Annotated in this window: 19 protein-coding genes; 12 read left to right on the forward strand and 7 right to left on the reverse strand. The window is 66.1% G+C overall.

Features of this window, described 5'->3' with window-relative positions; all coding sequences use genetic code 11:
• The first annotated feature begins 46 nt into the window (after positions 1–46).
• Positions 47–2,218, forward strand: coding sequence for a catalase/peroxidase HPI (gene katG / locus QTH91_RS11790; protein WP_286660264.1), 2,172 nt, complete (start codon positions 47–49; stop codon positions 2,216–2,218).
• Positions 2,219–2,243: 25 nt separating this feature from the next.
• On the opposite strand, the gene QTH91_RS11795 is transcribed toward katG, so the two are convergent.
• The 7 genes from QTH91_RS11795 to QTH91_RS11825 all read right to left on the reverse strand — a co-directional run bounded on the left by QTH91_RS11795 (position 2,244) and on the right by QTH91_RS11825 (position 9,387).
• Positions 2,244–2,714 carry a DUF2501 domain-containing protein gene (locus tag QTH91_RS11795; protein ID WP_286660265.1) on the reverse strand — a complete coding sequence of 157 codons (471 nt, stop codon included), beginning with the start codon at positions 2,712–2,714 and terminating at the stop codon, positions 2,244–2,246.
• 126 nt (positions 2,715–2,840) lie between these two features.
• The gene (locus QTH91_RS11800) at positions 2,841–3,899 is read right to left on the reverse strand and encodes a malate/lactate/ureidoglycolate dehydrogenase (RefSeq protein ID WP_286660266.1); all 1,059 of its coding nucleotides are present in this window, start codon (positions 3,897–3,899) and stop codon (positions 2,841–2,843) included.
• A 36-nt stretch (positions 3,900–3,935) separates the two neighbouring features.
• Positions 3,936–5,462, reverse strand: a complete 1,527-nt coding sequence (locus QTH91_RS11805; RefSeq protein ID WP_286660267.1) for a UxaA family hydrolase — start codon at positions 5,460–5,462, stop codon at positions 3,936–3,938.
• 20 nt (positions 5,463–5,482) lie between these two features.
• Positions 5,483–6,877, reverse strand: a complete 1,395-nt coding sequence (locus QTH91_RS11810) for a TRAP transporter large permease (RefSeq protein ID WP_286660268.1) — start codon at positions 6,875–6,877, stop codon at positions 5,483–5,485.
• A gap of 20 nt (positions 6,878–6,897) precedes the next feature.
• On the reverse strand, positions 6,898–7,485 hold the full coding sequence (locus QTH91_RS11815) for a TRAP transporter small permease (RefSeq protein ID WP_286660269.1): 588 nt from the start codon (positions 7,483–7,485) through the stop codon (positions 6,898–6,900).
• A 143-nt stretch (positions 7,486–7,628) separates the two neighbouring features.
• On the reverse strand, positions 7,629–8,615 hold the full coding sequence (locus QTH91_RS11820; RefSeq protein ID WP_286660270.1) for a sialic acid TRAP transporter substrate-binding protein SiaP: 987 nt from the start codon (positions 8,613–8,615) through the stop codon (positions 7,629–7,631).
• Between the two features lie 55 nt (positions 8,616–8,670).
• Positions 8,671–9,387: a FadR/GntR family transcriptional regulator gene (locus QTH91_RS11825; protein ID WP_286660271.1), complete on the reverse strand. Its 717-nt coding sequence runs from the start codon at positions 9,385–9,387 to the stop codon at positions 8,671–8,673.
• Positions 9,388–9,535: 148 nt separating this feature from the next.
• On the opposite strand from QTH91_RS11825, the gene QTH91_RS11830 reads away from it, so the two are divergent.
• The 11 genes from QTH91_RS11830 to QTH91_RS11880 all read left to right on the forward strand — a co-directional run bounded on the left by QTH91_RS11830 (position 9,536) and on the right by QTH91_RS11880 (position 21,624).
• Positions 9,536–10,270 carry an SDR family oxidoreductase gene (locus QTH91_RS11830; protein ID WP_286660272.1) on the forward strand — a complete coding sequence of 245 codons (735 nt, stop codon included), beginning with the start codon at positions 9,536–9,538 and terminating at the stop codon, positions 10,268–10,270.
• Positions 10,267–11,013 carry an SDR family NAD(P)-dependent oxidoreductase gene (locus tag QTH91_RS11835; RefSeq protein ID WP_286660273.1) on the forward strand — a complete coding sequence of 249 codons (747 nt, stop codon included), beginning with the start codon at positions 10,267–10,269 and terminating at the stop codon, positions 11,011–11,013. Before QTH91_RS11830 ends, QTH91_RS11835 begins: the two co-directional genes overlap by 4 nt.
• A gap of 40 nt (positions 11,014–11,053) precedes the next feature.
• On the forward strand, positions 11,054–11,902 hold the full coding sequence (locus tag QTH91_RS11840; RefSeq protein WP_286660274.1) for a fumarylacetoacetate hydrolase family protein: 849 nt from the start codon (positions 11,054–11,056) through the stop codon (positions 11,900–11,902).
• Positions 11,903–12,068: 166 nt separating this feature from the next.
• The gene (locus tag QTH91_RS11845) at positions 12,069–12,764 is read left to right on the forward strand and encodes a TetR/AcrR family transcriptional regulator (RefSeq protein WP_286660275.1); all 696 of its coding nucleotides are present in this window, start codon (positions 12,069–12,071) and stop codon (positions 12,762–12,764) included.
• 63 nt (positions 12,765–12,827) lie between these two features.
• The gene (locus QTH91_RS11850; protein ID WP_286660276.1) at positions 12,828–14,624 is read left to right on the forward strand and encodes an acyl-CoA dehydrogenase C-terminal domain-containing protein; all 1,797 of its coding nucleotides are present in this window, start codon (positions 12,828–12,830) and stop codon (positions 14,622–14,624) included.
• 128 nt (positions 14,625–14,752) lie between these two features.
• Positions 14,753–15,166, forward strand: coding sequence for a DUF2147 domain-containing protein (locus QTH91_RS11855; protein WP_286660649.1), 414 nt, complete (start codon positions 14,753–14,755; stop codon positions 15,164–15,166).
• A gap of 123 nt (positions 15,167–15,289) precedes the next feature.
• A complete protein-coding gene (locus tag QTH91_RS11860) occupies positions 15,290–17,689 on the forward strand; it encodes a 3-hydroxyacyl-CoA dehydrogenase/enoyl-CoA hydratase family protein (protein ID WP_286660277.1) in 2,400 nt (799 codons plus the stop codon).
• Positions 17,690–17,825: 136 nt separating this feature from the next.
• Positions 17,826–19,022, forward strand: a complete 1,197-nt coding sequence (locus tag QTH91_RS11865; RefSeq protein ID WP_286660278.1) for an acetyl-CoA C-acyltransferase — start codon at positions 17,826–17,828, stop codon at positions 19,020–19,022.
• 88 nt (positions 19,023–19,110) lie between these two features.
• Positions 19,111–20,019 carry an alpha/beta hydrolase family protein gene (locus QTH91_RS11870; RefSeq protein ID WP_286660279.1) on the forward strand — a complete coding sequence of 303 codons (909 nt, stop codon included), beginning with the start codon at positions 19,111–19,113 and terminating at the stop codon, positions 20,017–20,019.
• Positions 20,020–20,036: 17 nt separating this feature from the next.
• Positions 20,037–20,855 carry an acyl-CoA thioesterase gene (locus QTH91_RS11875; RefSeq protein ID WP_286660280.1) on the forward strand — a complete coding sequence of 273 codons (819 nt, stop codon included), beginning with the start codon at positions 20,037–20,039 and terminating at the stop codon, positions 20,853–20,855.
• 28 nt (positions 20,856–20,883) lie between these two features.
• Positions 20,884–21,624, forward strand: a complete 741-nt coding sequence (locus tag QTH91_RS11880; RefSeq protein WP_286660281.1) for an SDR family oxidoreductase — start codon at positions 20,884–20,886, stop codon at positions 21,622–21,624.
• The last annotated feature ends 17 nt before the right edge of the window (positions 21,625–21,641 follow it).

The following is a 21,641-nucleotide window of genomic DNA, read 5'->3' on the forward strand; positions in this document are numbered from 1 at the left end:
GCAAAATGTCTGCTCCCGTCCCAAGGCGATAACCAAGGAGCAAACGATGAGCAGCGAGACCGAAGCCAAGTGCCCGTTCCACCAGGGCGCCACCAGCATTCGTGACTGGTGGCCCAGCCAACTGCCGGTGGATGTGCTCAATCAGCACTGTGCCAAGTCCAACCCGATGGACAAGGACTTCAACTACGCCAAGGCCTTCAAGAGCCTCGACCTGGCGGCGCTGAAAAAAGACCTGACCGCGCTGATGACCGATTCGCAGCCCTGGTGGCCCGCCGACTTCGGCCACTACGGCCCCTTGTTCGTCCGCATGGCCTGGCACAGCGCAGGCACCTACCGCACCGCCGATGGACGCGGTGGCGGCGGCCGCGGCCAGCAACGATTCGCCCCGCTCAACAGCTGGCCCGACAACGTCAGCCTGGACAAGGCGCGGCGCCTCTTGTGGCCCATCAAGCAGAAATACGGCAACAAGATCTCCTGGGCCGACCTGATGATCCTGACCGGCAACGTCGCGCTCGAATCGATGGGGTTCAAGACCTTCGGTTTCGCAGGCGGCCGTGAAGACACCTGGGAGCCCGACCACGACGTGAACTGGGGCAACGAGAAGGTCTGGCTGGAAGACAAGCGCTACTCCGGCGATCGCGAGCTGGCCAACCCCTTGGCCGCCGTTCAGATGGGCCTGATCTACGTCAACCCCGAAGGCCCCAACGGCAACCCCGACCCCAAGGCGGCCGCACGGGACATCCGCGAGACCTTCGCCCGGATGGCGATGAATGACGAAGAAACGGTGGCGCTCATCGCCGGCGGCCACACCTTCGGCAAGACGCACGGTGCCGGCCCGGCCACCCACGTGGGCAAGGACCCCGAAGGATCGGAGCTCGAAACTCAGGGCCTTGGCTGGTCCAGCAGCTTCGGCACCGGCTTTGCAGGCGACGCCATCACCAGCGGCCTGGAAGTCACATGGACCACCACGCCCACCAAGTGGGGCAACAACTTCTTCGAGAACCTGTTCAATTTCGAATGGGAACTGACGAAGAGCCCGGCCGGCGCCAACCAATGGGTGGCCAAGAACGCCGAGGCAATCATCCCGGATGCGCACGATCCATCGAAGAAGCGCAAGCCGACCATGCTCACGACCGACCTGTCGCTGCGCTTCGATCCGGCCTACGAGAAGATCTCGCGACGCTTTCTGGAGCATCCGGATCAGTTCGCGGACGCTTTCGCCCGCGCATGGTTCAAGCTCACCCACCGCGACATGGGCCCCAAGGCGCGCTACCTCGGCCCCGAAGTGCCCTCGGAGGAACTGATCTGGCAAGACCCGATTCCCGCCGTCAACCATCCGCTGGTCGACGACAAGGACGTGGCCGCGCTCAAGGCCAAGGTCCTGGCTTCGGGCCTCACGGTGTCGCAGCTGGTGTCGACCGCATGGGCCTCGGCCTCCACCTTCCGCGGCTCCGACAAGCGCGGCGGTGCCAATGGCGCGCGCATCCGCCTGGCGCCGCAGAAGGACTGGCCCGCCAACCAGCCCGATCAGCTGGCCAAGGTGCTCAAGACGCTGGAAGGCATCCAGGCCGAGTTCAACGGCACGGCACCGGGCGGCAAGAAGGTCTCGCTGGCCGACCTGATCGTATTGGCCGGCAACGCCGGCGTGGAGCAGGCGGCCAAGAAGGGCGGCGTGGATGTGACCGTGCCTTTCTCGCCAGGCCGCATGGACGCGTCGCAAGAGCAGACCGATGTGGAGGCGATGGCGGTGCTCGAGCCTCTGTCGGATGGCTTCCGCAACTTCGTCAAGGTGAAGACGCCCGTGCCGGACGAGGCCGCTCTCATCGACAGGGCGCAGCTGCTCAACCTCAGCGCGCCGGAGATGACGGCGCTCGTCGGCGGGCTGCGCGTACTGGGCGCCAATGTCGGCGCCAGCAAGCACGGCGTGTTCACCGACAAGCCCGAGACGCTGACCAACGACTTCTTCGTCAACCTGCTGAGCATGGATACGCAGTGGAAGGCCACCAGCGACGCCAAGAATGAATTCGAAGGCACCGATCGCAAGACCGGCCAGGTCAAGTGGACGGCCTCGCGCGTTGACCTGGTCTTCGGCTCCAACTCGATCCTGCGCGCGCTGGCCGAGGTCTACGCCAGCGCCGATGCGAAGCAGAAGTTCGTCAATGACTTCGTCGCGGCCTGGACCAAGGTGATGAACCTCGACCGCTACGACCTGCGCTGAAGTCCAGGGGCAAGGCGATGCTGGCTCAGAGCATCGACTTGCCCTGGTCCAGCACGAACTCGCAGGCCTTCTTGGTGGCTTCCTTCTGCAGGCCACCGGCACTCAGGTCCATGGACTTGCCATTGCCGCCGGTGAGCATGCCCTTGGCACCGTCCATGTAGCCGGTGTCGGTCTTCGCCTTGGATTCGCCGCCCATCTTGCCCAGAAGGCCATCCTTGACGGCCGACACGCCATCGCCGCTCAGGTAGTTGTTCTTGAAGCAGTACTCGATCACGCCGGCAGCATTGCCCATGGTGCCGGCGCTCATGCCCCCCATGCCGCCTGCCATGCCAGCCATCCCGGCCATGCCGCTGCTGCTCGATCCGCCGCCCATGGCGCTGCTGGCCGCGCCCTTGAGGGAGTCCAGGCTTTGTGCGTGCGCACCAACGGCGGCGCCGCCGAGCAAGGCCACCAGCAGGGCGGCACGAGGCAGGGAGTGAAGGTTCATCTTGCGCATGGTTGTGTACTCCTTGGTTGGGTGAGTACGGTCCACCTTAGCGCAATGCGGCGACGCCGTCGTGATGCGAGATGAAACAGTTCCTCTGTGAAGCGGGACCGACATTCGACCCCGTTCACTGACGATCTACGACAGCGCCACGCCGACCTTGGCGCCCGCGGCGACCAGTTCCGTCCACGTTCCGTCATCCACCGTCACGCCATCGCGTTCGCGCGCCAGGCGCGCCTTTCGCTCGGGCTCGCCGGCGATCTGTACGCCGTCGAAGCCTTCGCCCGGCGGGCTCTGACGCAGCCAGTCGACGAAGGCGCGCGCTTCGGATGCGAAGCTCGCCTGTGTGCCCAGCCTGGCCGGATCGATCAGGATGGTGAGCATGCCGTTGTAGACGGAGCGGGCGCTGTCGGCCGGCCGGTGCCACGTCCCGCCACCGCTGAGCGCACCGCCCAGCAGTTCGCAGGCGATGGCCATGCCGTAGCCCTTGTGCTCGCCGAACGTCATCAGTGCGCCCAGCAGGCCGTTGGATTGCGGCACCACCACCACGCCCGGGTTGTCGGTGGGGCGGCCGTGCTCGTCGATCAGGTAGCCGGGCGGCACCTTCTCGCCCTTGTTGTGGGCGACGCGCATCTTGCCTTGCGCCACACGGCTGGTGGCGAAATCGAGGAGAAACGGAGCGCCATCTTCCAGCGGAACGCCGATGCAACAGGGGTTGGTGCCGAAGCGACCATCGCCGCCGCCCCATGGCGCCACCACGGGGCGCGACAGCACGTTGACGAAATGGATGGACACCAGCCCCTGCGCCACCGCCATCTCGGCGAAGTGGCCGATGCGTCCCAGGTGATGGGCTTGGCCCAGCGTCATGATGCAACTGCCCAGTTCCTTGGCGCGCGCCATGCCCATCTGCATGGCCTGCACGCCGACGATCTGCCCGTAGCCGCGCTGCCCGTCCAGCGCGAGCAGCGTGCCGGCGTCGAGTTGCACGCGCATCGAGGTGTTGGGCTTCAGGCCGCCTTCGGCCACCGCATCCACATAGCGCGGCACCATGCCGACGCCGTGCGAGTCATGGCCGCTCAGGTTGGCCAGCACCAGGTTTTCGGCGACGGCCCGCGCTTCTTCCGGCGCGCTGCCGGCGTGTTCGATGATGGATGCGACCTGCGCACGCAGTTCGGTGGCTGCAAGAGTTCTTGGCATGGGCAATCAGGTTGGTTCAAGAGGGTCCGGCTGGCTTCACATGACCGCGCCGACTTGCCAGGGCACGAATTCGTTCTGGCCGTAGCCGTGCTGTTCGCTCTTGCTGTGCTGGCCGGAAGCGGTGGCCAGCACCAGTTCGAAGATGCGCTGGCCCATCTCCTGGATGCTGGCGCTGCCGTCGACGATCTCGCCGCAGTTGATGTCCATGTCGTCTTCCTGCCGCTGCCACAGCGCGGAGTTGGTCGCCAGCTTGAGCGAAGGCGAGGGCGCGCAGCCATAGGCCGAGCCGCGCCCGGTGGTAAAGCAGATCATGTTGGCGCCGCCTGCCACCTGGCCCGTCGCGCTGACCGGGTCGTAGCCGGGGGTGTCCATGTAGACGAAGCCGTGCGCGTCCACCGGTTCGGCGTATTCGTACACCGCCTCCAGGTTGCTGGTGCCGCCCTTGGCCACCGCGCCGAGCGACTTCTCCAGGATGGTGGTGAGTCCGCCAGCCTTGTTGCCCGGCGACGGGTTGTTGTTCATCTCGCCTTCGTTGATCGCGGTGTAGTGCTCCCACCACTTGATGCGCTGCACCAGCTTCTCGCCCACTTCGCGCCGCACCGCGCGTCGCGTCAGCAGGTGCTCGGCGCCGTAGATCTCGGGTGTCTCGCTCAGGATGGCGGTGCCTCCGTGCGCCACCAGCAGATCGACCGCGGCGCCCAGCGCTGGGTTGGCGCTGATTCCGCTGTAGCCGTCGGAGCCGCCGCATTGCAGCCCGATGGTGATGTGCGACGCCGGGCAGGGCTCGCGCTTCACCGCGTTGGCCCTGGGGAGCATCTCGTTGATGAGCGCGATACCGCGCTCGACCGTCTTGCGGGTTCCGCCCGTGTCCTGGATGTTGAACACGCGAAGGTTGTCGCCTTCACGCAGATTGCCGGTCGACAGCCAGGCGTTGATCTGGTTGGCTTCGCAACCCAGGCCCACCACCAGCACACCGGCGAAGTTGGCGTGCGTGGCATAGCCGGTGAGCGTGCGGTTGAGGAGCTGCATGCCCATGCCTTGCGTGTCCATGCCGCAGCCGGTGCCGTGGGTCAAGGCGACCACGCCGTCCACGTTCGGGAAATCGGCCAGCGCGCCCGGATTGGCCTGGCGCGAGAAATGATCAGCGATCGCCCGGGCCGCGGTGGCCGAGCAGTTCACGCTGGTCAGCACGCCGATGTAGTTGCGAGTGGCCACGCGTCCGTCGGCGCGGCGAATGCCCATGAAGCTCGCCTCGCGCTTTGCCGGGGTTGGCTTCACATCGGCCCCAAAGGCATAGTCGCGCTCGAAGTCGCCCTTGGCGGGGCCCATGTCGAGGTTGTGCGTGTGCACGTGTTCGCCAGGCTCGATCGGCCGGCTGGCGAAGCCGATGATCTGGTTGTAGCGCCGCACCGGTGAGCCGGCGGCAATCTGGCGAGTGGCCATCTTGTGGCCGGCGGGAATCAGGCCGCGCGAGGTCACGCCTTCGATGGAGGTGCCGCCCACCAGTTGGCTGCGGGCGATGACGACATCGTCGTCGGGATGAAGTCGGATGTACGGGTTCATGGCTCGAACGTAGGTTCTGGCTAGAAGAATTGCTTGGGCAGCCACAGTACCAGCGCCGGCCAGTAGGTGATCACCACCAGGCTGCCCAGCAGCGGCACCAGCCAGGGCAGGATGGCCATGGTCGTGCGCTCGAAGCTCAGGTTGGCCACCCGCGCCAGCACGAACAGCACCAGGCCCATGGGTGGATGCAGCAGGCCGATCATCAGGTTGAGCACCATGACGAGGCCGAAGTGAACCGGGTCCACGCCCAGTTGCGTCGCAATGGGCAGCAGGATCGGCACCAGGATGGTGATGGCTGCGGTCGGCTCCAGGAAGCAACCCACGAACAGCATCAGCAGGTTGGCCAGCAGAAGGAACACCCAGGCGTCCTTCGTGAAGCCCAGCACCCAGGCCGCGATGCTGGTGGTCACGCCGGTGGCGGTCAGCATCCAGCCGAAGATGGAGGCCGCGGCGACGATGAACAGCACGGTGGCGGTGGTTTCGATGGTTTCCAGGCAGACCTTGACGAAGCGCTTCCAGCTCAGCGTGCCGTACCAGGCAAAGCCCAGCACCATCGCCCACACGCAGGCGGCGATGGCGCCCTCGGTGGGCGTGAACAGCCCGGTGGTCATGCCGCCGATCAGCAGCACCGGAGTCATGATGGGCAGCAGCGCCTCGAAGCGGAAGATCTTGTCGAGCACGAACAGCAGCACCAGTCCGACGATCACCGTCGGTTGCGCTGGCAGGCCGACCTTGTCCACGGCCAGCCACAGCAAGAGCGGCCAGGCGATCACCAGCGCCAGTTCGGTCAGGGCCTTGACCAGGCGCGCGCTGGAGAACTTGAAGTCGGCGCCCCAGTTGTTCTTGTGGGCGTAGTAGGCCACGGTGAGCATCATCAGCACGGCCAGCAGCACGCCAGGGATCAGGCCGGCCAGGAACAGGGCGCCGATCGACACGTTCGCCATCATTCCGTAGATCACGAAGGGCAGGCTCGGCGGAATGATCGGCCCGAGCGTGGCCGAGGCGGCCGTGACGCCCACGGCGAATTCGGGCGAATAGCCGTGCTCCTTCATCGCCTTGATCTCGATGGTGCCCAGGCCTGCCGCGTCGGCGATGGCGGTGCCGCTCATGCCGGCGAACACCACCGAGCCCACGATGTTCACATGCCCCAGACCGCCCTTGAGCCAGCCCACCAGGGACAGCGCGAAGTTGTAGATGCGGGTGGTGATGCCGGCGTTGTTCATCAGATTGCCGGCCAGGATGAAGAAAGGCACCGCCAGCAGTGGAAAGCTGTCGATGCCGCCCACCATGCGGTGAATGACGACGAAGGGCGGCAGGTTGCCGGTGCCCAGGATGTAGACCAGCGAGGCGCCGGCCATCGCGATGGCGACCGGAATGCCGCCCATCATGAAGAAGAGGAAGATGATTTTCAGCATGGGGCTAGCGGTTCGTTGGCTCAGCGGTCGGCCAGGGTGGTCTCGGGGCGTTCGAGGACGCTGTAGCCGCGCTTCCAGTGCAGGCGCGCTACCTGGATCGAGCGGAAGGTCATCGCGGCGAAGCCGAACAGGCAAAGCCCGTAGACCAGGTTCATCGGCGCATCGATGATGGTCATGCGCGATGTGTTGCCCACCTTGGCCATCATCTGCGCCGTCATGATCACGGCGGCGCCGAAGAAGCCGATGCGAAGCACGTCGACCACGCGCGACAGCCAGCGGCCCATGGCGGCGGGCATGTGGCGATAGAAGAAGTCCACCTGGATCTGGTTGTTCTTCGACACGCCGATCGCCGCGCCGACGAACACGACGCCGATGAGCATGTAGCGCGCCACTTCTTCGGTCCAGGCGGCCGAATCGTTCATCACGTAGCGCGTGATGAACTGGTAGAACACCGTCAGCCCCAGCATCCAGAAGAGCGCCAGCGCGATCCAGCCTTCGGCGATCGTGTCGGACAGATCGACCGCCTCGTCCTCGGCATGGAAATGCCCTTCGTCATCGATGATCTTCTGCTCGGCCACAACCCCGGCCCGCAATGTCTGCTCGTTCAAGACAGTCTCCTTTTCAAGTGGGCTCCGTGGCAAGCGCAGCGAAGCCCCTTCGTGAACACCCGCGGAACCGGCTTTGCCGGGCCGCAGGGTGTGCCCCCTCGAGGGGGTAGGCGGACCTGCGAAGCAGGGCAGCCTGGGGGTGGTCAAAGCTTCACGATGCGGTCGTAGTCCTGCTGCCGATATCCATGGTCCGTCGGCTTCGTGCTCTTGAGCACCGCTTCGCTGAAGGCCTTCTTGTCGACGGTGATGACGTTCAGCCCGCGCTTCTTGAACTCGTCCGCCAGGCGTGCCTCGGAGGCGATGATGTCGCGCCCGGTCTTCTCTGCGGCCTCCTGCATGACCTCGGTGAAGATCTTCTTCTCGTCGGCACTCAGCTTGCCCCACAAGGTGCCCGACACCACCGTCAGCAGCGAATCGACGATGTGGCCGGTCAGCGAGATGTTCTTCTGCACTTCATAGAACTTCTTGGCCTCGATCGTGGGCAGCGGGTTTTCCTGTGCGTCCACCGTGTTGTTCTGCAGCGCGAGGTACACCTCGGCGAATGCGATGGGCGTCGGATTGGCGCCCAGTGCCTTCGGGAAGGCCAGGTAGGCCGGTGCATCCGGCACGCGGATCTTCAGGCCCTTCATGTCCTCGGGCTTGGCTACCGGGTGCGCCGCGTTCGAGGTGACGTGCCGCGCGCCGTAGTAGTTGAGCGCCGTGATGTGGTTGCCGGTTTTGTCGTCGTAGCCCTTGGCCAGCTCCTTGAACACGTCGCTCTTCGCGTACTTGAGCTGGTGCTCGGCGTCGCGGAAGATGAACGGGAAGTACGACACGGCCAGCGGCGGATAGCTGCGGCCCGCAAAGCTGGCGCCGGTCAGGATGATGTCCACCGTGCCCAGCGTCAGGCCCTGGTTGATGTCCGACTCCTTGCCCAGCGTGGAGGCAGGAAACACCTCGATCACGTACTTGCCGTTGGTGCGCTTGGCGATCTCTTCGCCTGCCCATACCGAATACTTGTGGAAGGGCTCCGAGGTCTCGTAGACGTGCGCCCACTTCAGCTTGGTGCCTTGGGCACGCGCGGCCGGCAGGCCGCTGGCGGCGAGGGCGGCGGCGCCGAGGGTCTTGAGTGCATCGCGCTTGTTCATCATGTGCTTGTCTCCGTCTTTGGGTGGTTGATGAAAATCGTGAGCCTGTTGACCGGCCCTAAACCTTCCCTGCGCGCCGCCAGCTCGTGCTGAAGCGCTGATGTGACTTGTCCATGTGTTCGTGCATCGCCAGGCGGGCACCCGGCACGTCGCGCGCCTCGATGGCATCGCGGATGGCCTCGTGCTCGGCGATGGCGCGGCGCCAGGACTGCACGGTCTCGAAGTAGCCGCCCAGCCGCGTGAAGATGGGGCCGTTTCGCGAGTCCCAGTAGTTGATCACCGTCTCGGTCAGCACCACGTTGCCGCAGGCGGCGACGATGGCCAGGTGGAATGCGCGATCGCCCTCCAGCGGCATCACGCCGCGATCGGCCAGCTCGCGCATGGTCTCGATGGCGCTCGTCATGGCGGCCACGTCGCGTGCCTTTCGCTGCGCGGCGGCGATGGCCGCCGTCTCGCCTTCGATCACCCGGCGCGCGCGGATGAGTTCCAGCGGCCCCCATTCCGAGGCTTCCTGCGCGGCTGGCGCCGCAGTGCGACGCGCCTTGCGGTCGAGCACATAGACGCCCGAGCCGGTCCGCACTTCGACCCAACCCTCCACCTCCAGGGCGATCAGTGCCTCGCGCACGGAAGGGCGGCTCACGCCCAACTGGCGGGACAGATCGCGCTCGGCCGGTAGACGCGCGCCCACGGCGAACTCGCCCTTGGCGATCAGGGCGCGCAGCTGTTCCGCAATTTGGCGGTACAGGCGCTGGGGCTCGACGGTTTGCAGCGGCACGACGAAGGATGTGTTCGGGAAGAACTAGGGGCTTGTACTGAATTGGACAAGTGGTCAGACCAGTTCAGAATACGAGATGCGTTCAGTGGCACCCATCGGGCCAAACCCGCATGGTGGATTCCGGCGCATCAATCCAGGAGAACAACGCATGAGACTGCAAGGCAAGACGGCACTCGTCACCGCCGCCGGACAGGGCATCGGCCGGGCCAGCGCACTGGCGCTGGCCGCCCAGGGTGCCCAAGTGTGGGCCACCGATGTCAACGAATCGCTGCTCGCCAGTTACGCCGGCGTGCCCAACATCACCACGGCCCGGCTCGACGTGCTGGACAAGGCCGCCATCGGCGCATTGGTGGCGCGCATGCCGGCGGTGGACGTGCTGTTCAACTGCGCCGGCGTGGTGCACAACGGCGCCATCGACGAGGCCAGCGACGAGGACCTGGAATTCGCATTCCACCTGAACGTACGGGCGCAGTTCTGGGCCATCCAGGCCGTGCTGCCGCGCATGCTCGACAAGGGCGCGGGCAGCATCATCAACATGGCCAGCGTGTGTTCCAGCATCAAGGGCCTTCCGAACCGCTGCGTGTACGGCACCACCAAGGCGGCGGTGCTGGGGCTGACCAAGAGCGTGGCCGCCGACTACGTCATGCGCGGCGTGCGCTGCAACGCCGTGTGTCCCGGCACGGTCGACACGCCTTCGCTGGCCGACCGCATCAATGCCAATGCCGATCCCGATGCCGCGCGCAAGGCTTTCATTGCGCGTCAGCCCATGGGCCGGCTGGCACAGCCCGAAGAGATCGCACCGTTGATCGTGTTCCTCGCCAGCGACGAAGCGCAGTTCGTCACCGGCCAGGCCTACGCGGCCGACGGAGGCATCACCATATGAACCAGCTCGACTTCAAGGGCCGGCATGCGGTCGTGACCGGCGGTGCCTCGGGGTTGGGCCTGGGCATCGCGCAGCGCCTGATCGCGTCCGGCGGCAGCGTCACGCTCTGGGACCTGGATGGCGCAACCGCCGAGCGCGCGGCGGCCAGTCTTGGGCCGCAGGCGCATGCGCTGGCGGTGGACGTCGCGCAGCAGCCTTCGGTGGCCAAGGCGGTGGCCGCCACGGTGGCGCATGCGGGCCGCATCGACGCGTTGGTCAACAGCGCCGGGATCACTGGCCCGAATACCAAGCTGTGGGACTACCCGGTCGACGCCTGGCGACAGGTCATGGACGTCAACCTCACCGGTCTGTTCATCTGCTGCCGGGAGGTGGTGCCGCAGATGCGGACGCAGAAGTGGGGTCGCATCGTCAACATCGCCTCGGTGGCCGGCAAGGAGGGCAACCCCAACGCCAGCGCCTACAGCGCCAGCAAGGCCGGCGTCATCGCGTTGACCAAGTCGCTGGGCAAGGAACTGGCAGACACCGGCGTGCGCGTCAACTGTGTGACGCCTGCGGCCGTCAAGACGGCCATCTTCGACCAGATGACCCCCGAGCACATCAGCTTCATGCTCTCCAAGATTCCCATGGGGCGCTTTGGTACCGTCGAGGAGGTGGCTGCGACCGTGGCGTGGCTGTGCACGGAAGAGTGCTCTTTCGCCACCGGCGCCACCTTCGACCTCTCCGGCGGTCGCAGTACCTATTGATCGCAGACCAAGAACCCGTCAAACCTGGAAAAGGAACAACATGAAACTCGTCCGCTATGGCAACCCTGGCAAGGAAAAGCCGGGCCTGATCGACGCGAATGGCCAACTGCGCGACCTGAGCGCCTTGGTCAAGGACATCGGTCCGGAGCAACTCGGCGACGCCGTGCTGGCCAAGATCGCCAAGGCCAAGACCGACAAGCTGCCGTTGGTCAAGGGCAAGCCTCGCATGGGCTGTCCGGTGGCGGGGGTCGGCAAGTTCATCGCGATCGGCCTGAACTACGCAGACCACGCGGCCGAGTCCGGCCTGCCGATTCCGGCCGAGCCGGTGGTCTTCACCAAGGCGATCTCCTGCATCCAGGGGCCGAACGATCCGGTCATGCTGCCCAAGGGCTCGAAGAAGACCGACTGGGAGGTGGAGCTGGGCGTGGTGATCGGCAAGACCGCGCGCTACGTGCCGCAGAAGGACGCGTTGTCGTACGTGGCGGGCTACTGCACCATCAACGACGTGAGCGAGCGCGAGTTCCAGATCGAACGCGGCGGCACCTGGGACAAGGGCAAGGGCTGCGACACCTTCGGCCCTATCGGCCCCTGGCTGGTCACACGCGACGAAGTCCCCAACCCGCAGAAGCTGTCGATGTGGCTGGACCTCAATGGCAAGCGCATGCAGACCGGCAGTACCAAGACCATGATCTTCAGCGTGGCCAAACTGGTGGCCTACGTGAGCCAGTTCATGACGCTCGAACCCGGAGACGTGATCACCACCGGCACGCCGCCGGGTGTCGGCCTGGGCATGAAGCCGCCGCTGTACCTGAAGAAGGGTGACGTGATGACCCTGGGCATCGAGGGCCTGGGCGATCAGCGGCAGGAAGTGATCGCGTTCAAGGCCTGAGGCCGCTCGATCCCCTGCGACGAGGCCCCGCGGCTGGGCCTTGTCGACCTGCTGGAACAGGGCCGACTGCCAATGGCCCTCAAGGATCCTGGGTCTTTGGAGTTGTCGGCACGGCCCGGCTCCTGCAAAATAGAACGATCGTTCGTTTTATTTTGTGTCGCCGCCCATGTCCAGCCGAACTGCTCCCGCCAAAGCGTCGCGCGCCCCGCAAAAGGGCCAGCAGACCAAGGCCGTCATCATCGACGCCGCGCTGAACCTGGCCGCACAGATCGGGCTGGAGGGACTGTCGATCGGCGCCATTGCCGAGGTCACCCAGATGAGCAAGTCGGGCGTCTTCGCCCACTTCGGCTCGCGCGAAGAGCTGCAGATCTCGGTGGTGCGCGAATATCACGCCCGCTTCGAGCAAGAGGTGTTCTACCCGGCGCTTTCGGCCGCCCGCGGCTTGCCGCGCTTGACGGCGCTCTTCGGCAACTGGATGAAGCGCACCTCTGCCGAGATCGATTCGGGCTGCATCTACATCAGCGGCGCCGTCGAGTTCGACGACCGGCCCGGTCCGGTGCGCGATGCGCTGGCCGAATCGGTCAACATCTGGCTCGCCGCCATGCTGCGAGCGGTGGAGCAGGCCAAAGAAGAAGGCCACCTGCGCGCCGACGCCGACGCGCAGCAGATCGCCTTCGAGATTCACGCGCTGATTCTGGCGCTGCACTACGAGGCGCGCTTTCTGCGCAGCCCGCAATCGCTGGCGCGCGCCCACACCGGCTTCGACAACATCATCTCGCGCAGCGCCGCGCCTGAGCCGGCAAAGGCCAGGGCCAAGCCTGCCACGTCGGCGGCCCGCAATGCGCTCAAGGCGGTCGTCTGACCGCGCACCGAATTCCACTTCCCTTTTCTCAGTAACACGTCCCTTCAGAAATCAGGAGCACGCATGCCAGCCTATACCCCGCCCCTTCGCGACATGCAGTTCGTCTTGCACGAAGTCTTCAACGTCGCCGACGAATTCAAGGCCATGCCCAAGCATGCCGAGGTCGACGTCGACACCATCAACGCGGTGATCGACGAGGCCGGCAAGTTCGCCGCCGAAGTGACCTTCCCGCTGAACATGTCCGGCGACGAAGAGGGTTGCACGCTCGACAAGACCACGCACGAGGTGACCGCGCCCAAGGGCTTCAAGCAGGCCTATGAAAAGTTCGTCGAGGGCGGCTGGCCGGCGCTGTCGTGCGATCCGGAATATGGCGGCCAGGGGCTGCCGTTCGTGCTCAACCAGTGCCTGTACGAAATGCTCAACAGCGCCAACCAGGCCTGGACGATGTATCCCGGCCTGTCGCACGGCGCGTACGAAGCGCTGCATGCCTATGGCACCGACGAGCAGAAGAAGACCTACCTGGGCAAGCTGACCAGCGGCGAATGGACCGGCACCATGTGCCTGACCGAACCGCACTGCGGCACCGACCTGGGCATGCTGCGCACCAAGGCCGAACCGCAGGCCGACGGCACCTACAGAATCACCGGCAACAAGATCTTCATCTCGGCCGGCGAGCACGACATGGCGCCCAACATCGTCCACCTGGTGCTGGCCCGCCTGCCGGACGCGCCCAAGGGCAGCAAGGGCATCAGCCTGTTCGCCGTGCCCAAGTACCACGTGAAGGCCGATGGCTCGCTCGGCGAGCGCAACCCGATCTTCTGCTCGGGCCTGGAGCACAAGATGGGCATCCACGGCAATGCCACGGCGCAGATCGTGATCGAAGGAGCCATCGGCACCATGGTGGGCGAGCCCAACAAGGGCCTGCAAGCCATGTTCGTGATGATGAACGCGGCCCGCCTGGGCGTGGGCAATCAGTCGCTGGGCTTGACCGAAGTCGCCTTCCAGAATGCACTGGCCTACGCCAAGGACCGCATCCAGATGCGCTCGCTGTCGGGCGTGAAGGCCAAGGACAAGGAAGCCGATCCGATCATCGTGCACCCCGACGTGCGCAAGATGCTGCTCACGGCCAAGGCTTTCGCCGAGGGCGGTCGTGCGTTGCAGATCTTCTGCACGCTGCTGCTGGACAAGGAACACAACCACCCCGACGAGAAGGTCCGCAAGGAATCGGGTGAACTCGTTGCGCTGCTTACGCCGATCGTCAAGGCGTTCATCACCGACAACGGCCACATCGCCACCAATGCCTGCATGCAGGTGTTCGGCGGCCACGGCTTCATCAAAGAGTCGGGCATGGAGCAGTTCGTGCGCGACAACCGCATCAACATGATCTACGAAGGCACGAACACCGTGCAGTCGCTGGATCTGCTGGGTCGCAAGGTGCTGGCCAACAACGGCGCGTCGCTGCGCAAGTTCGGCAAGCTGGTGGCCAAGCTGGTGGAAGAAGAAGGCGTGAACGAGAAGATGGCCGAGTTCATCAACCCGATCGCGGGCCTGGGCGACCAGTTCACCAAGTTCACGACCGAGATCGGCTTCAAGGGCTTGCAGAACCCCGATGAAGTCGGCGCGGCCGCGGTGGACTACCTGCGCGTGGCGGGCCACTTCGTGTTCGGCTACCTGTTCGCTCGCATGGCACAGGTGGCGCTGCGTGAGATCGCGGCCGGCAACACCGACCCGTTCTATGTTGCCAAGCTGCAGACGGCGCGCTTCTACTTCGCCAAGCTGTTCCCCGAGACGGCCGCCCTGATGCGTACCGCGCGCGCGGGCGCCAAGTCGCTCATGGACACCGACGCGGCACTGGCCTGAAGATGAACCGCCCCCAGGCCACCGTGCTTTGCAGCTCTGCCGACGCCCTCGAGGGCGCTAATCCTGCGGGCCGGCAAAGCCGGTTCCGCGGATGCTCCCGAACTGGCTTCGCTGCGCTTGCCGCGGCGATGGCGTTGCTGGCGAGTGCCCCGGCGCTTGCGCAGATGTCGCCGGTCGGCACCTGGCGCAGCATTGACGACAAGACGGGAGAGGCCAAGGCCGAGATCCGCATCGTCGAGCAGGGCGCCGGCCTGTCGGGCCGCATCGAGAAGACGCTGCGCAAGGACGCCAAGCCCGATGCACGCTGCGACGAATGCACGGACGATCGCAAGGGCAAGCCCGTCGTCGGCATGGAGATCATCCGCGGCGGCAAGAAGGCCGAAGGCAAGGAAGTCTGGGAGGGCGGCAAGATCCTCGACCCCGAGAACGGCAAGGAGTACCGCGCCAGCTTCACCCCGATCGACGGCGGCAGCAAGCTCGAAGTGCGCGGCTATCTCGGCCCCTTCTGGCGCACACAGACCTGGCAACGCGCCCAGCCATGACCACCCACCGCCTCGTCCACGTCATGTGGCCAAGGCATCTCGAGGGGATGCCCCACGCGGCCCGGCACAGCCGGTACTGCGATGCACCCCGACATGAAACTTTTCTACCAAGGGCCCATTGATATGTCCCGATTCCAAGTCAAGAAAGTCGCCGTCCTGGGCGCTGGCGTGATGGGAGCGCAGATCGCCGCGCACCTGGCCAACGTGCGCGTGCCGGTGGTGCTGTTCGACCTTCCCGCCAAGGAAGGCCCGAAGAACGGCATCGTCTCCCGCGCCGTCGACAACCTCAAGAAGCTCAAGCCCTCGCCGCTGGGCGTGGCGCGCGACGCCGAACTGATCGAACAGGCCAACTACGAGGACGACCTCGCCCTCCTGGGTGAATGCGACCTCGTCATCGAGGCCATTGCCGAGCGCATGGACTGGAAGCTCGACCTGTACAGGAAGATTGCGCCCCACGTCTCGCCGACCGCAATTCTTGCGTCCAACACCTCTGGCCTGTCGATCACCAAGCTGAGCGAGGCGCTTCCCGCCGAGATGAAGCCGCGCTTTTGCGGCATCCACTTCTTCAACCCGCCGCGCTACATGTTCCTGGTGGAGCTGATCGGCACGCCGACCACCGAAGCCGACGTGCTCGACAAGCTCGAAGCTTTCGTCACCAGCACGCTCGGCAAGGGCGTGGTGCGCGCCAAGGACACGCCCAACTTCATCGCCAACCGCATCGGCATCGCCGGCATGCTGGCGACGATGAAGGAGGTCGAGAAGTTTGGCCTGACGCCGGACGTGGTGGACGACCTGACCGGCAAGAAGCTGGGGCGCGCCAGCTCGGGCACCTTCCGCACGGCGGACGTGGTGGGCCTGGACACGATGGCCCACGTGGTCAAGACGCTGCAGGACAACCTGGACGAGAAGTCCGATCCGTTCTATCCGAACTTCGCCACGCCGCCGGTGCTGGCCAAGCTGATCGAGAAGGGCCACCTCGGCCAGAAGGCCAAGGCGGGCTTCTACAAGAAGGCCGGCCGCGACATCCTTCGCTACGACCTGGCGCAGGACGAGTACGTCCCCGCTGGCGCGAAGGCCGACGAGGTCTACGGCCGCATGCTCAAGAAGCCTGCCGCGCAGCGTCTGAAGCTGCTGCGCGAAAGCGAAGGGCCGCAGGGTCAGTTCCTGTGGGCCATCCTGCGCGACGGATTCCACTACGCCGCCGTGCACCTGGGTGACATTGCCGAGAGCGCGCGCGACGTGGACTTCGCCATGCGCTGGGGCTTCGGCATGCAGCAAGGCCCGTTCGAGCTGTGGCAGCAGGCGGGCTGGACCCAGGTTGCCACCTGGATCCAGGAAGACATCGACGCCGGCAAGGCGCTGTCGAATGCGCCGCTGCCCAAGTGGGTGTTCGAAGGCCCGGTGGCCAAGGCCGGCGGCGTGCACACGCCCGAAGGCTCGTGGAGCCCGTCCGAACAGCGCTTCGTGCCGCTGCGCCGCCTGCCGGTGCATGAGCGCCAGCTGTTCCCCGAAAGCGTGCTGGGTGCCAACGCACCGCAGGCGCAAGACGCCGGCACCACCCTCAGCGATGAAGGCGATGTGCGCGTCTGGACGCTGGACAACGAGGTGCTCATCGCCTCCATCCACTCCAAGATGAACGCCATCAGCCCCGATGTGGCCGAGGCATTGGCCGAGGCGGTCGCCTTGGCCGAGCGTGAATACAAGGGCCTGGTGATCTGGTCGCCGGACGACAAGTTCTCCGTCGGCGCCGACCTGCAGGCCATGCTGCCCGCCTTCGCGCTGGCTGGCATCAGCGCTGTCGAAGGCGCCGAGCAGGCGCTGCAGGACGTGATGCTGCGCATCCGCTATGCCGGCGTTCCGGTGGTTTCCGCCGTGCGCGGCATGGCGCTGGGCGGTGGCTGCGAGCTGGCGATCCACTCGGCCGCCCGCGTGGCCGCGATGGAAAGCTACATCGGCCTGGTGGAAGTGGGCGTGGGCCTGATCCCCGGCGCGGGCGGGCTGACCTACATCGCCCGACGCGCCGCCGAGCGCGCCGAGGCCTCTACCGGCAACGACCTCCTGCCGTTCCTGACGGAAGGCTTCACCGCCGCCGCGATGGCCAAGGTGGGCACCAGCGCCCTGGAGTCGCGCCAACTGGGCTACCTGCTCGACAGCGACGTGATCGTGCCCAACAAGGACGAGCTGCTCTATGTGGCGCTGCAGCAGGTCAAGTCGATGCACGAGGCCGGCTGGCGCGCACCCGCCCGGCGCAAGTTCAAGGTGGCTGGCCGATCCGGCGCCGCGACCATCAAGGGCCAGCTGGTGAACATGCGCGACGGCGGCTTCATCAGCGCGCACGACTTCCACATCGCCAGCCTCATCGCCGGCGTGGTGACGGGCGGCGACGTCGATGCCGGCACGCTGGTGACCGAGGAGTACCTCATGACGCTGGAGCGCAAGGCGTTCTGCTCGCTCATCCTGCATCCGAAGACGCAGGAGCGAATCATGGGCATGCTCAACACCGGAAAGCCGGTGCGCAACTGAGTTCGCCCCAAGGCGGGCTTGCCTGGCAGGTCTGTCGACCCCCTCGAGGGGCGCTCCCAGCGGTCCGGCAGAGCCGGTCCCGCAGGAGCCCCCGAAACGAATCACCATCAGCTAGAGCCCCAACCGGAGTCTCTTCATGAAACAAGTTCAAGACGCCTACATCGTTGCCGCGACCCGCACGCCGATCGGCCGTTCGCACCGCGGTTACTTCCGCAACACCCGCCCCGACGATCTGCTGGCCACCACGCTCAAGGCGGCGCTGGCCCAGGCGCCGGGCCTCGACCCGAAGGCCATCGAAGACATCATCTGCGGCTGCGCCATCCCCGAGGCGCAGCAGGGCCTGAACGTGGCGCGAATCGGCGCCGTGCTCGCCGGCCTGCCCACCTCGGTGGGTGGCATCACCGTCAACCGCTTCTGCGCCTCGGGTCTTTCCGCCGTGCAGATGGCTGCCGATCGCGTCCGCGTCGGCGAGGCGGAGGTGATGATCGCCGCCGGCGTCGAAAGCATGAGCATGGTGCCCATGATGGGCAACTCGCCTTCGCTGTCGCCTTCGATCTTCGAGCGCGAAGGCGACGTGGGCATCGCCTACGGCATGGGCCTGACTGCCGAGAAGGTGGCACGCCAGTGGAACGTGAGCCGCGAAGCGCAGGACGCGTTCGCACTGCAGTCGCACCAGCGCGCCATGGCTGCGCAGAAGGCCGGCGAGTTCTCCGACGAGATCACGCCGATCGAGGTGACCGACCGCACCGCCAACCTGGAAACGGGCGAATCCGTCGCCAGGACGCGCACCGTCAACCTGGACGAAGGTCCGCGCCCCGACACCAGCCTCGAAGGCCTGGCCAAGCTGCGCGCGGTTTTCGCGGCGCGCGGCAGCGTCACCGCTGGCAACAGCTCGCAGACATCCGACGGCGCCGGCGCGCTGATCATCGCGAGCGAGAAGGCGGTCAAGCAATTCGGCCTGACGCCGCTGGCGCGCTTCGTCAGCTTTGCCAGCAAGGGCGTGCCGCCGGAGATCATGGGCATCGGCCCGATCGAGGCCATCCCCGCGGCGCTGCGCTATGCCGGACTCAAGCAGGACGACATCGACTGGTTCGAGCTGAACGAAGCCTTTGCCGCCCAGTCGCTGGCCGTGATGAACACGCTGGGCCTGGATCCCGCCAAGGTCAACCCGATGGGCGGCGCCATTGCGCTGGGCCACCCGCTGGGCGCGACCGGTGCGATCCGCTCGGCAACAGTGGTGCATGCGCTGCGCCGCAAGCAGCTCAAGTACGGCATGGTCACGATGTGCGTGGGCATGGGGCAAGGCGCCGCCGGCATCTTCGAGCGCGTCTGACCGCTGCTGCGCGGTTGATCAGCGGCGTTGCGGGCCCACACCGGCACGCGCGCCATGCCTCGGCGGACGTTGGACACAAGGAGCTGAAATGCAGTCACTTCGGTTGCCGGTCGAAGAGGGCGCTTCCATCGCCGTTCGCCGTTACCTGCCTGAAGGCACGCCTCACGCCAGCGTGGTGATCGGCGGGGCGATGGGGGTGCGGCAGGCCTTCTACGAGCCGTTTGCCCGCTGGCTGGCGGGGCAGGGCGTGTCGGTCTGGACCTTCGACTATCGCGGGGTGGGCGACTCGCTTGCGGCCACCTCGCTGCGGGACGTGGATGCCGACCTGATGGACTGGGCGCGCGACTATGAGGCCGTCATCGACGCCGCCAAGGCCGCTTTGCCGCAGGCGCCGCTCTATTTGCTCGGCCACAGCCTGGGTGCGCAACTGCCAGGTTTCCTGGAGCGCCCGCAGCAGGTGGACGGGCTCATCAGCATCGCCGCCGGCAGCGGCTATTGGCGCGAGAATGCGCCGCGCCTGAAGCGCAGCATCCTGTATTTCTGGTTCGTGCTGGTGCCGCTGGCCACGCGCCTGTGGGGCTACTTTCCGGGACGCAGGCTGCGCAAGGTGGGCGACCTGCCGCGCGGCGTGATCCTGCAATGGCGCCGCTGGTGCCTCGACCCGCGCTACAGCGTTGGCGCGGAAGGCGAGGCGGCGGCGCGCAGCTATGCCCGCGTGCGCTTTCCGGTGCTCGCGCTGTCGATGACCGACGACGAACTGATGACCTTCGAGGGAACCCGCAGCCTGCTGTCGCTCTACCCGGCCGCGCCGCAATCGCTGCAGCGCATCGCGCCGGCCGATGTGCAGGCCAGGCGGATCGGTCATTTCGGGTTCTTTCGCGAACAGTTCAGCCAGAGCCTGTGGCCACGCCTGATCGGCCAGCTGCAGCAACTGCGCGATCTTGCGGCGGCGCAGCAGCCAGACGTCACGCACACGACTGCGCACCGCATGGCCTGAATGCAAACTGCGGCCCCATGTCTACCCTTCATCCCTTCGACCAGGCCATGGCGCTGCACCACAGCGACCTGCGTTCCGGTCTTTTCACGGGTGCCACGAGCCCCGATTACTGGAACATGGTGGGGCCGTTCGGCGGCACCACCGCCGCGCTGGCGCTGCAGGCCGTGCTGCGACACCCGGACCTGCTCGGCGAGCCGGTGGCGCTGACCGTCAACTTCGCCGCCGCGGTCGAGGCCGGTCAGTTCGAGGTGCTGGCCACCCCGGTGAGAACCAATCGCTCCACGCAGCATTGGACCGTCGTCATCTCGCAAAACGGGCAGGTCAACACCACCGCCACGGTCTTCACGGCCTTGCGCCGCGAGACCTGGAGCGAAAGCGATGTGCCCATGCCCGAGGTGCAGCGCCCGGACGACGTCACGCCGATCCGCATCGGTCCCGAAGGTGTGGCTTGGCTGGGCCAATACGAGATGCGCCCGGTCAGCGGCCAGCCGCCCTCGGTCTGGGACGGAAGCGGGACGCACAGCGAAAGCCTGTTGTGGGTGCGCGAGCATCCGCAACGGGCGTTGGACTTCGCTTCGCTCGCAGCCATGAGCGATGTGTTCTTCCCGCGGGTGTGGCTGCGACGCGCCCACCGCGTGCCGGCGGGCACCGTGTCGATCACCACCTACTTCCATGCCGACGCGGCCGTGCTGGCCAACGTCGGCACCGGCTTCTTGTTGGGACGGGCACGCGCCCAGCGCTTCTTCAACGGTTACTTCGACCAGAGCGCGCACCTGTGGAGCGAGGCCGGGCACCTGCTGGCAACAAGCAACCAGATCGTCTACTACAAGGAGTGATGCATATGGCTTTCCTGGAGAAACTGTCATGAGCGCGGCTGCCTTGATCATCGGGGCCGGAGACGCCACCGGCGGCGCCATCGCCCGACGCTTCGCTCGCGAAGGCTATGCGACCTGCGTCACGCGCCGAAGCCTCGACAAGCTCGCGCCCCTGGTGGCCCAGATCGAGGCCGAGGGCGGACGCGCCCACGCTTTTGCCAGCGACGCGCGCAAGGAAGAAGAGGTGGTCGAGCTCATCGAGCGGATCGAGCGCGACGTGGGCCCCATCGAGTTGATGGTGTTCAACATCGGCGCGAACGTGCCCGAAAGCATCCTCACCGAAACCGCCAGGAAATACTTCAAGGTCTGGGAGATGGCCTGCTTCGGAGGCTTCCTGAATGCGCGCGAAGTCGCCCGCCGCATGGTGGCGCGGCCGATGCCTGCCAATGGCCACCGGGGCACCATCCTCTTTACCGGCGCCACCGCGTCGTTGCGGGGCGGCGCCAATTTCGCAGCCTTCTCGGGTGCCAAGATGGCCCTGCGTGCCCTGGCGCAAAGCATGGCGCGCGAACTGGGGCCCGAAGGCATTCACGTCGCCCACGTGGTGGTCGACGGCGCCATCGACACCGAATTCATCCGCAGCAATTTCCCGGATCGCTATGCGCTCAAGGCGCAGGACGGAATCCTCAACCCTGAGCACATCGCCGACACTTACGCCATGCTGCACCGCCAGCCGCGCGACGCCTGGACGCACGAACTCGACCTGCGGCCTTGGTCCGAGAAGTTCTGACAATCCGGCATCCGCAA

This window comes from Variovorax dokdonensis, from assembly GCF_030316895.1.
In the GTDB taxonomy this organism is placed as follows: Bacteria; Pseudomonadota; Gammaproteobacteria; order Burkholderiales; family Burkholderiaceae_C; genus Variovorax; species Variovorax dokdonensis.

Excerpts from the sequence above, each read along its gene's own strand:
- QTH91_RS11880 (WP_286660281.1), top strand. The coding sequence starts at position 20,884 with ATGAGCGCGGCTGCCTTGATCATCGGGGCCGGAGACGCCACCGGCGGC.
- QTH91_RS11795 (WP_286660265.1), bottom strand. The coding sequence starts at position 2,714 with ATGCGCAAGATGAACCTTCACTCCCTGCCTCGTGCCGCCCTGCTGGTG.
- QTH91_RS11845 (WP_286660275.1), top strand. The coding sequence starts at position 12,069 with ATGTCCAGCCGAACTGCTCCCGCCAAAGCGTCGCGCGCCCCGCAAAAG.
- QTH91_RS11860 (WP_286660277.1), top strand. The coding sequence starts at position 15,290 with ATGTCCCGATTCCAAGTCAAGAAAGTCGCCGTCCTGGGCGCTGGCGTG.
- QTH91_RS11820 (WP_286660270.1), bottom strand. The coding sequence starts at position 8,615 with ATGATGAACAAGCGCGATGCACTCAAGACCCTCGGCGCCGCCGCCCTC.
- katG (WP_286660264.1), top strand. The coding sequence starts at position 47 with ATGAGCAGCGAGACCGAAGCCAAGTGCCCGTTCCACCAGGGCGCCACC.
- QTH91_RS11835 (WP_286660273.1), top strand. The coding sequence starts at position 10,267 with ATGAACCAGCTCGACTTCAAGGGCCGGCATGCGGTCGTGACCGGCGGT.
- QTH91_RS11840 (WP_286660274.1), top strand. The coding sequence starts at position 11,054 with ATGAAACTCGTCCGCTATGGCAACCCTGGCAAGGAAAAGCCGGGCCTG.
- QTH91_RS11805 (WP_286660267.1), bottom strand. The coding sequence starts at position 5,462 with ATGAACCCGTACATCCGACTTCATCCCGACGACGATGTCGTCATCGCC.
- QTH91_RS11800 (WP_286660266.1), bottom strand. The coding sequence starts at position 3,899 with ATGCCAAGAACTCTTGCAGCCACCGAACTGCGTGCGCAGGTCGCATCC.
- QTH91_RS11875 (WP_286660280.1), top strand. The coding sequence starts at position 20,037 with ATGTCTACCCTTCATCCCTTCGACCAGGCCATGGCGCTGCACCACAGC.
- QTH91_RS11830 (WP_286660272.1), top strand. The coding sequence starts at position 9,536 with ATGAGACTGCAAGGCAAGACGGCACTCGTCACCGCCGCCGGACAGGGC.
- QTH91_RS11810 (WP_286660268.1), bottom strand. The coding sequence starts at position 6,877 with ATGCTGAAAATCATCTTCCTCTTCTTCATGATGGGCGGCATTCCGGTC.
- QTH91_RS11855 (WP_286660649.1), top strand. The coding sequence starts at position 14,753 with ATGGCGTTGCTGGCGAGTGCCCCGGCGCTTGCGCAGATGTCGCCGGTC.
- QTH91_RS11865 (WP_286660278.1), top strand. The coding sequence starts at position 17,826 with ATGAAACAAGTTCAAGACGCCTACATCGTTGCCGCGACCCGCACGCCG.
- QTH91_RS11850 (WP_286660276.1), top strand. The coding sequence starts at position 12,828 with ATGCCAGCCTATACCCCGCCCCTTCGCGACATGCAGTTCGTCTTGCAC.
- QTH91_RS11870 (WP_286660279.1), top strand. The coding sequence starts at position 19,111 with ATGCAGTCACTTCGGTTGCCGGTCGAAGAGGGCGCTTCCATCGCCGTT.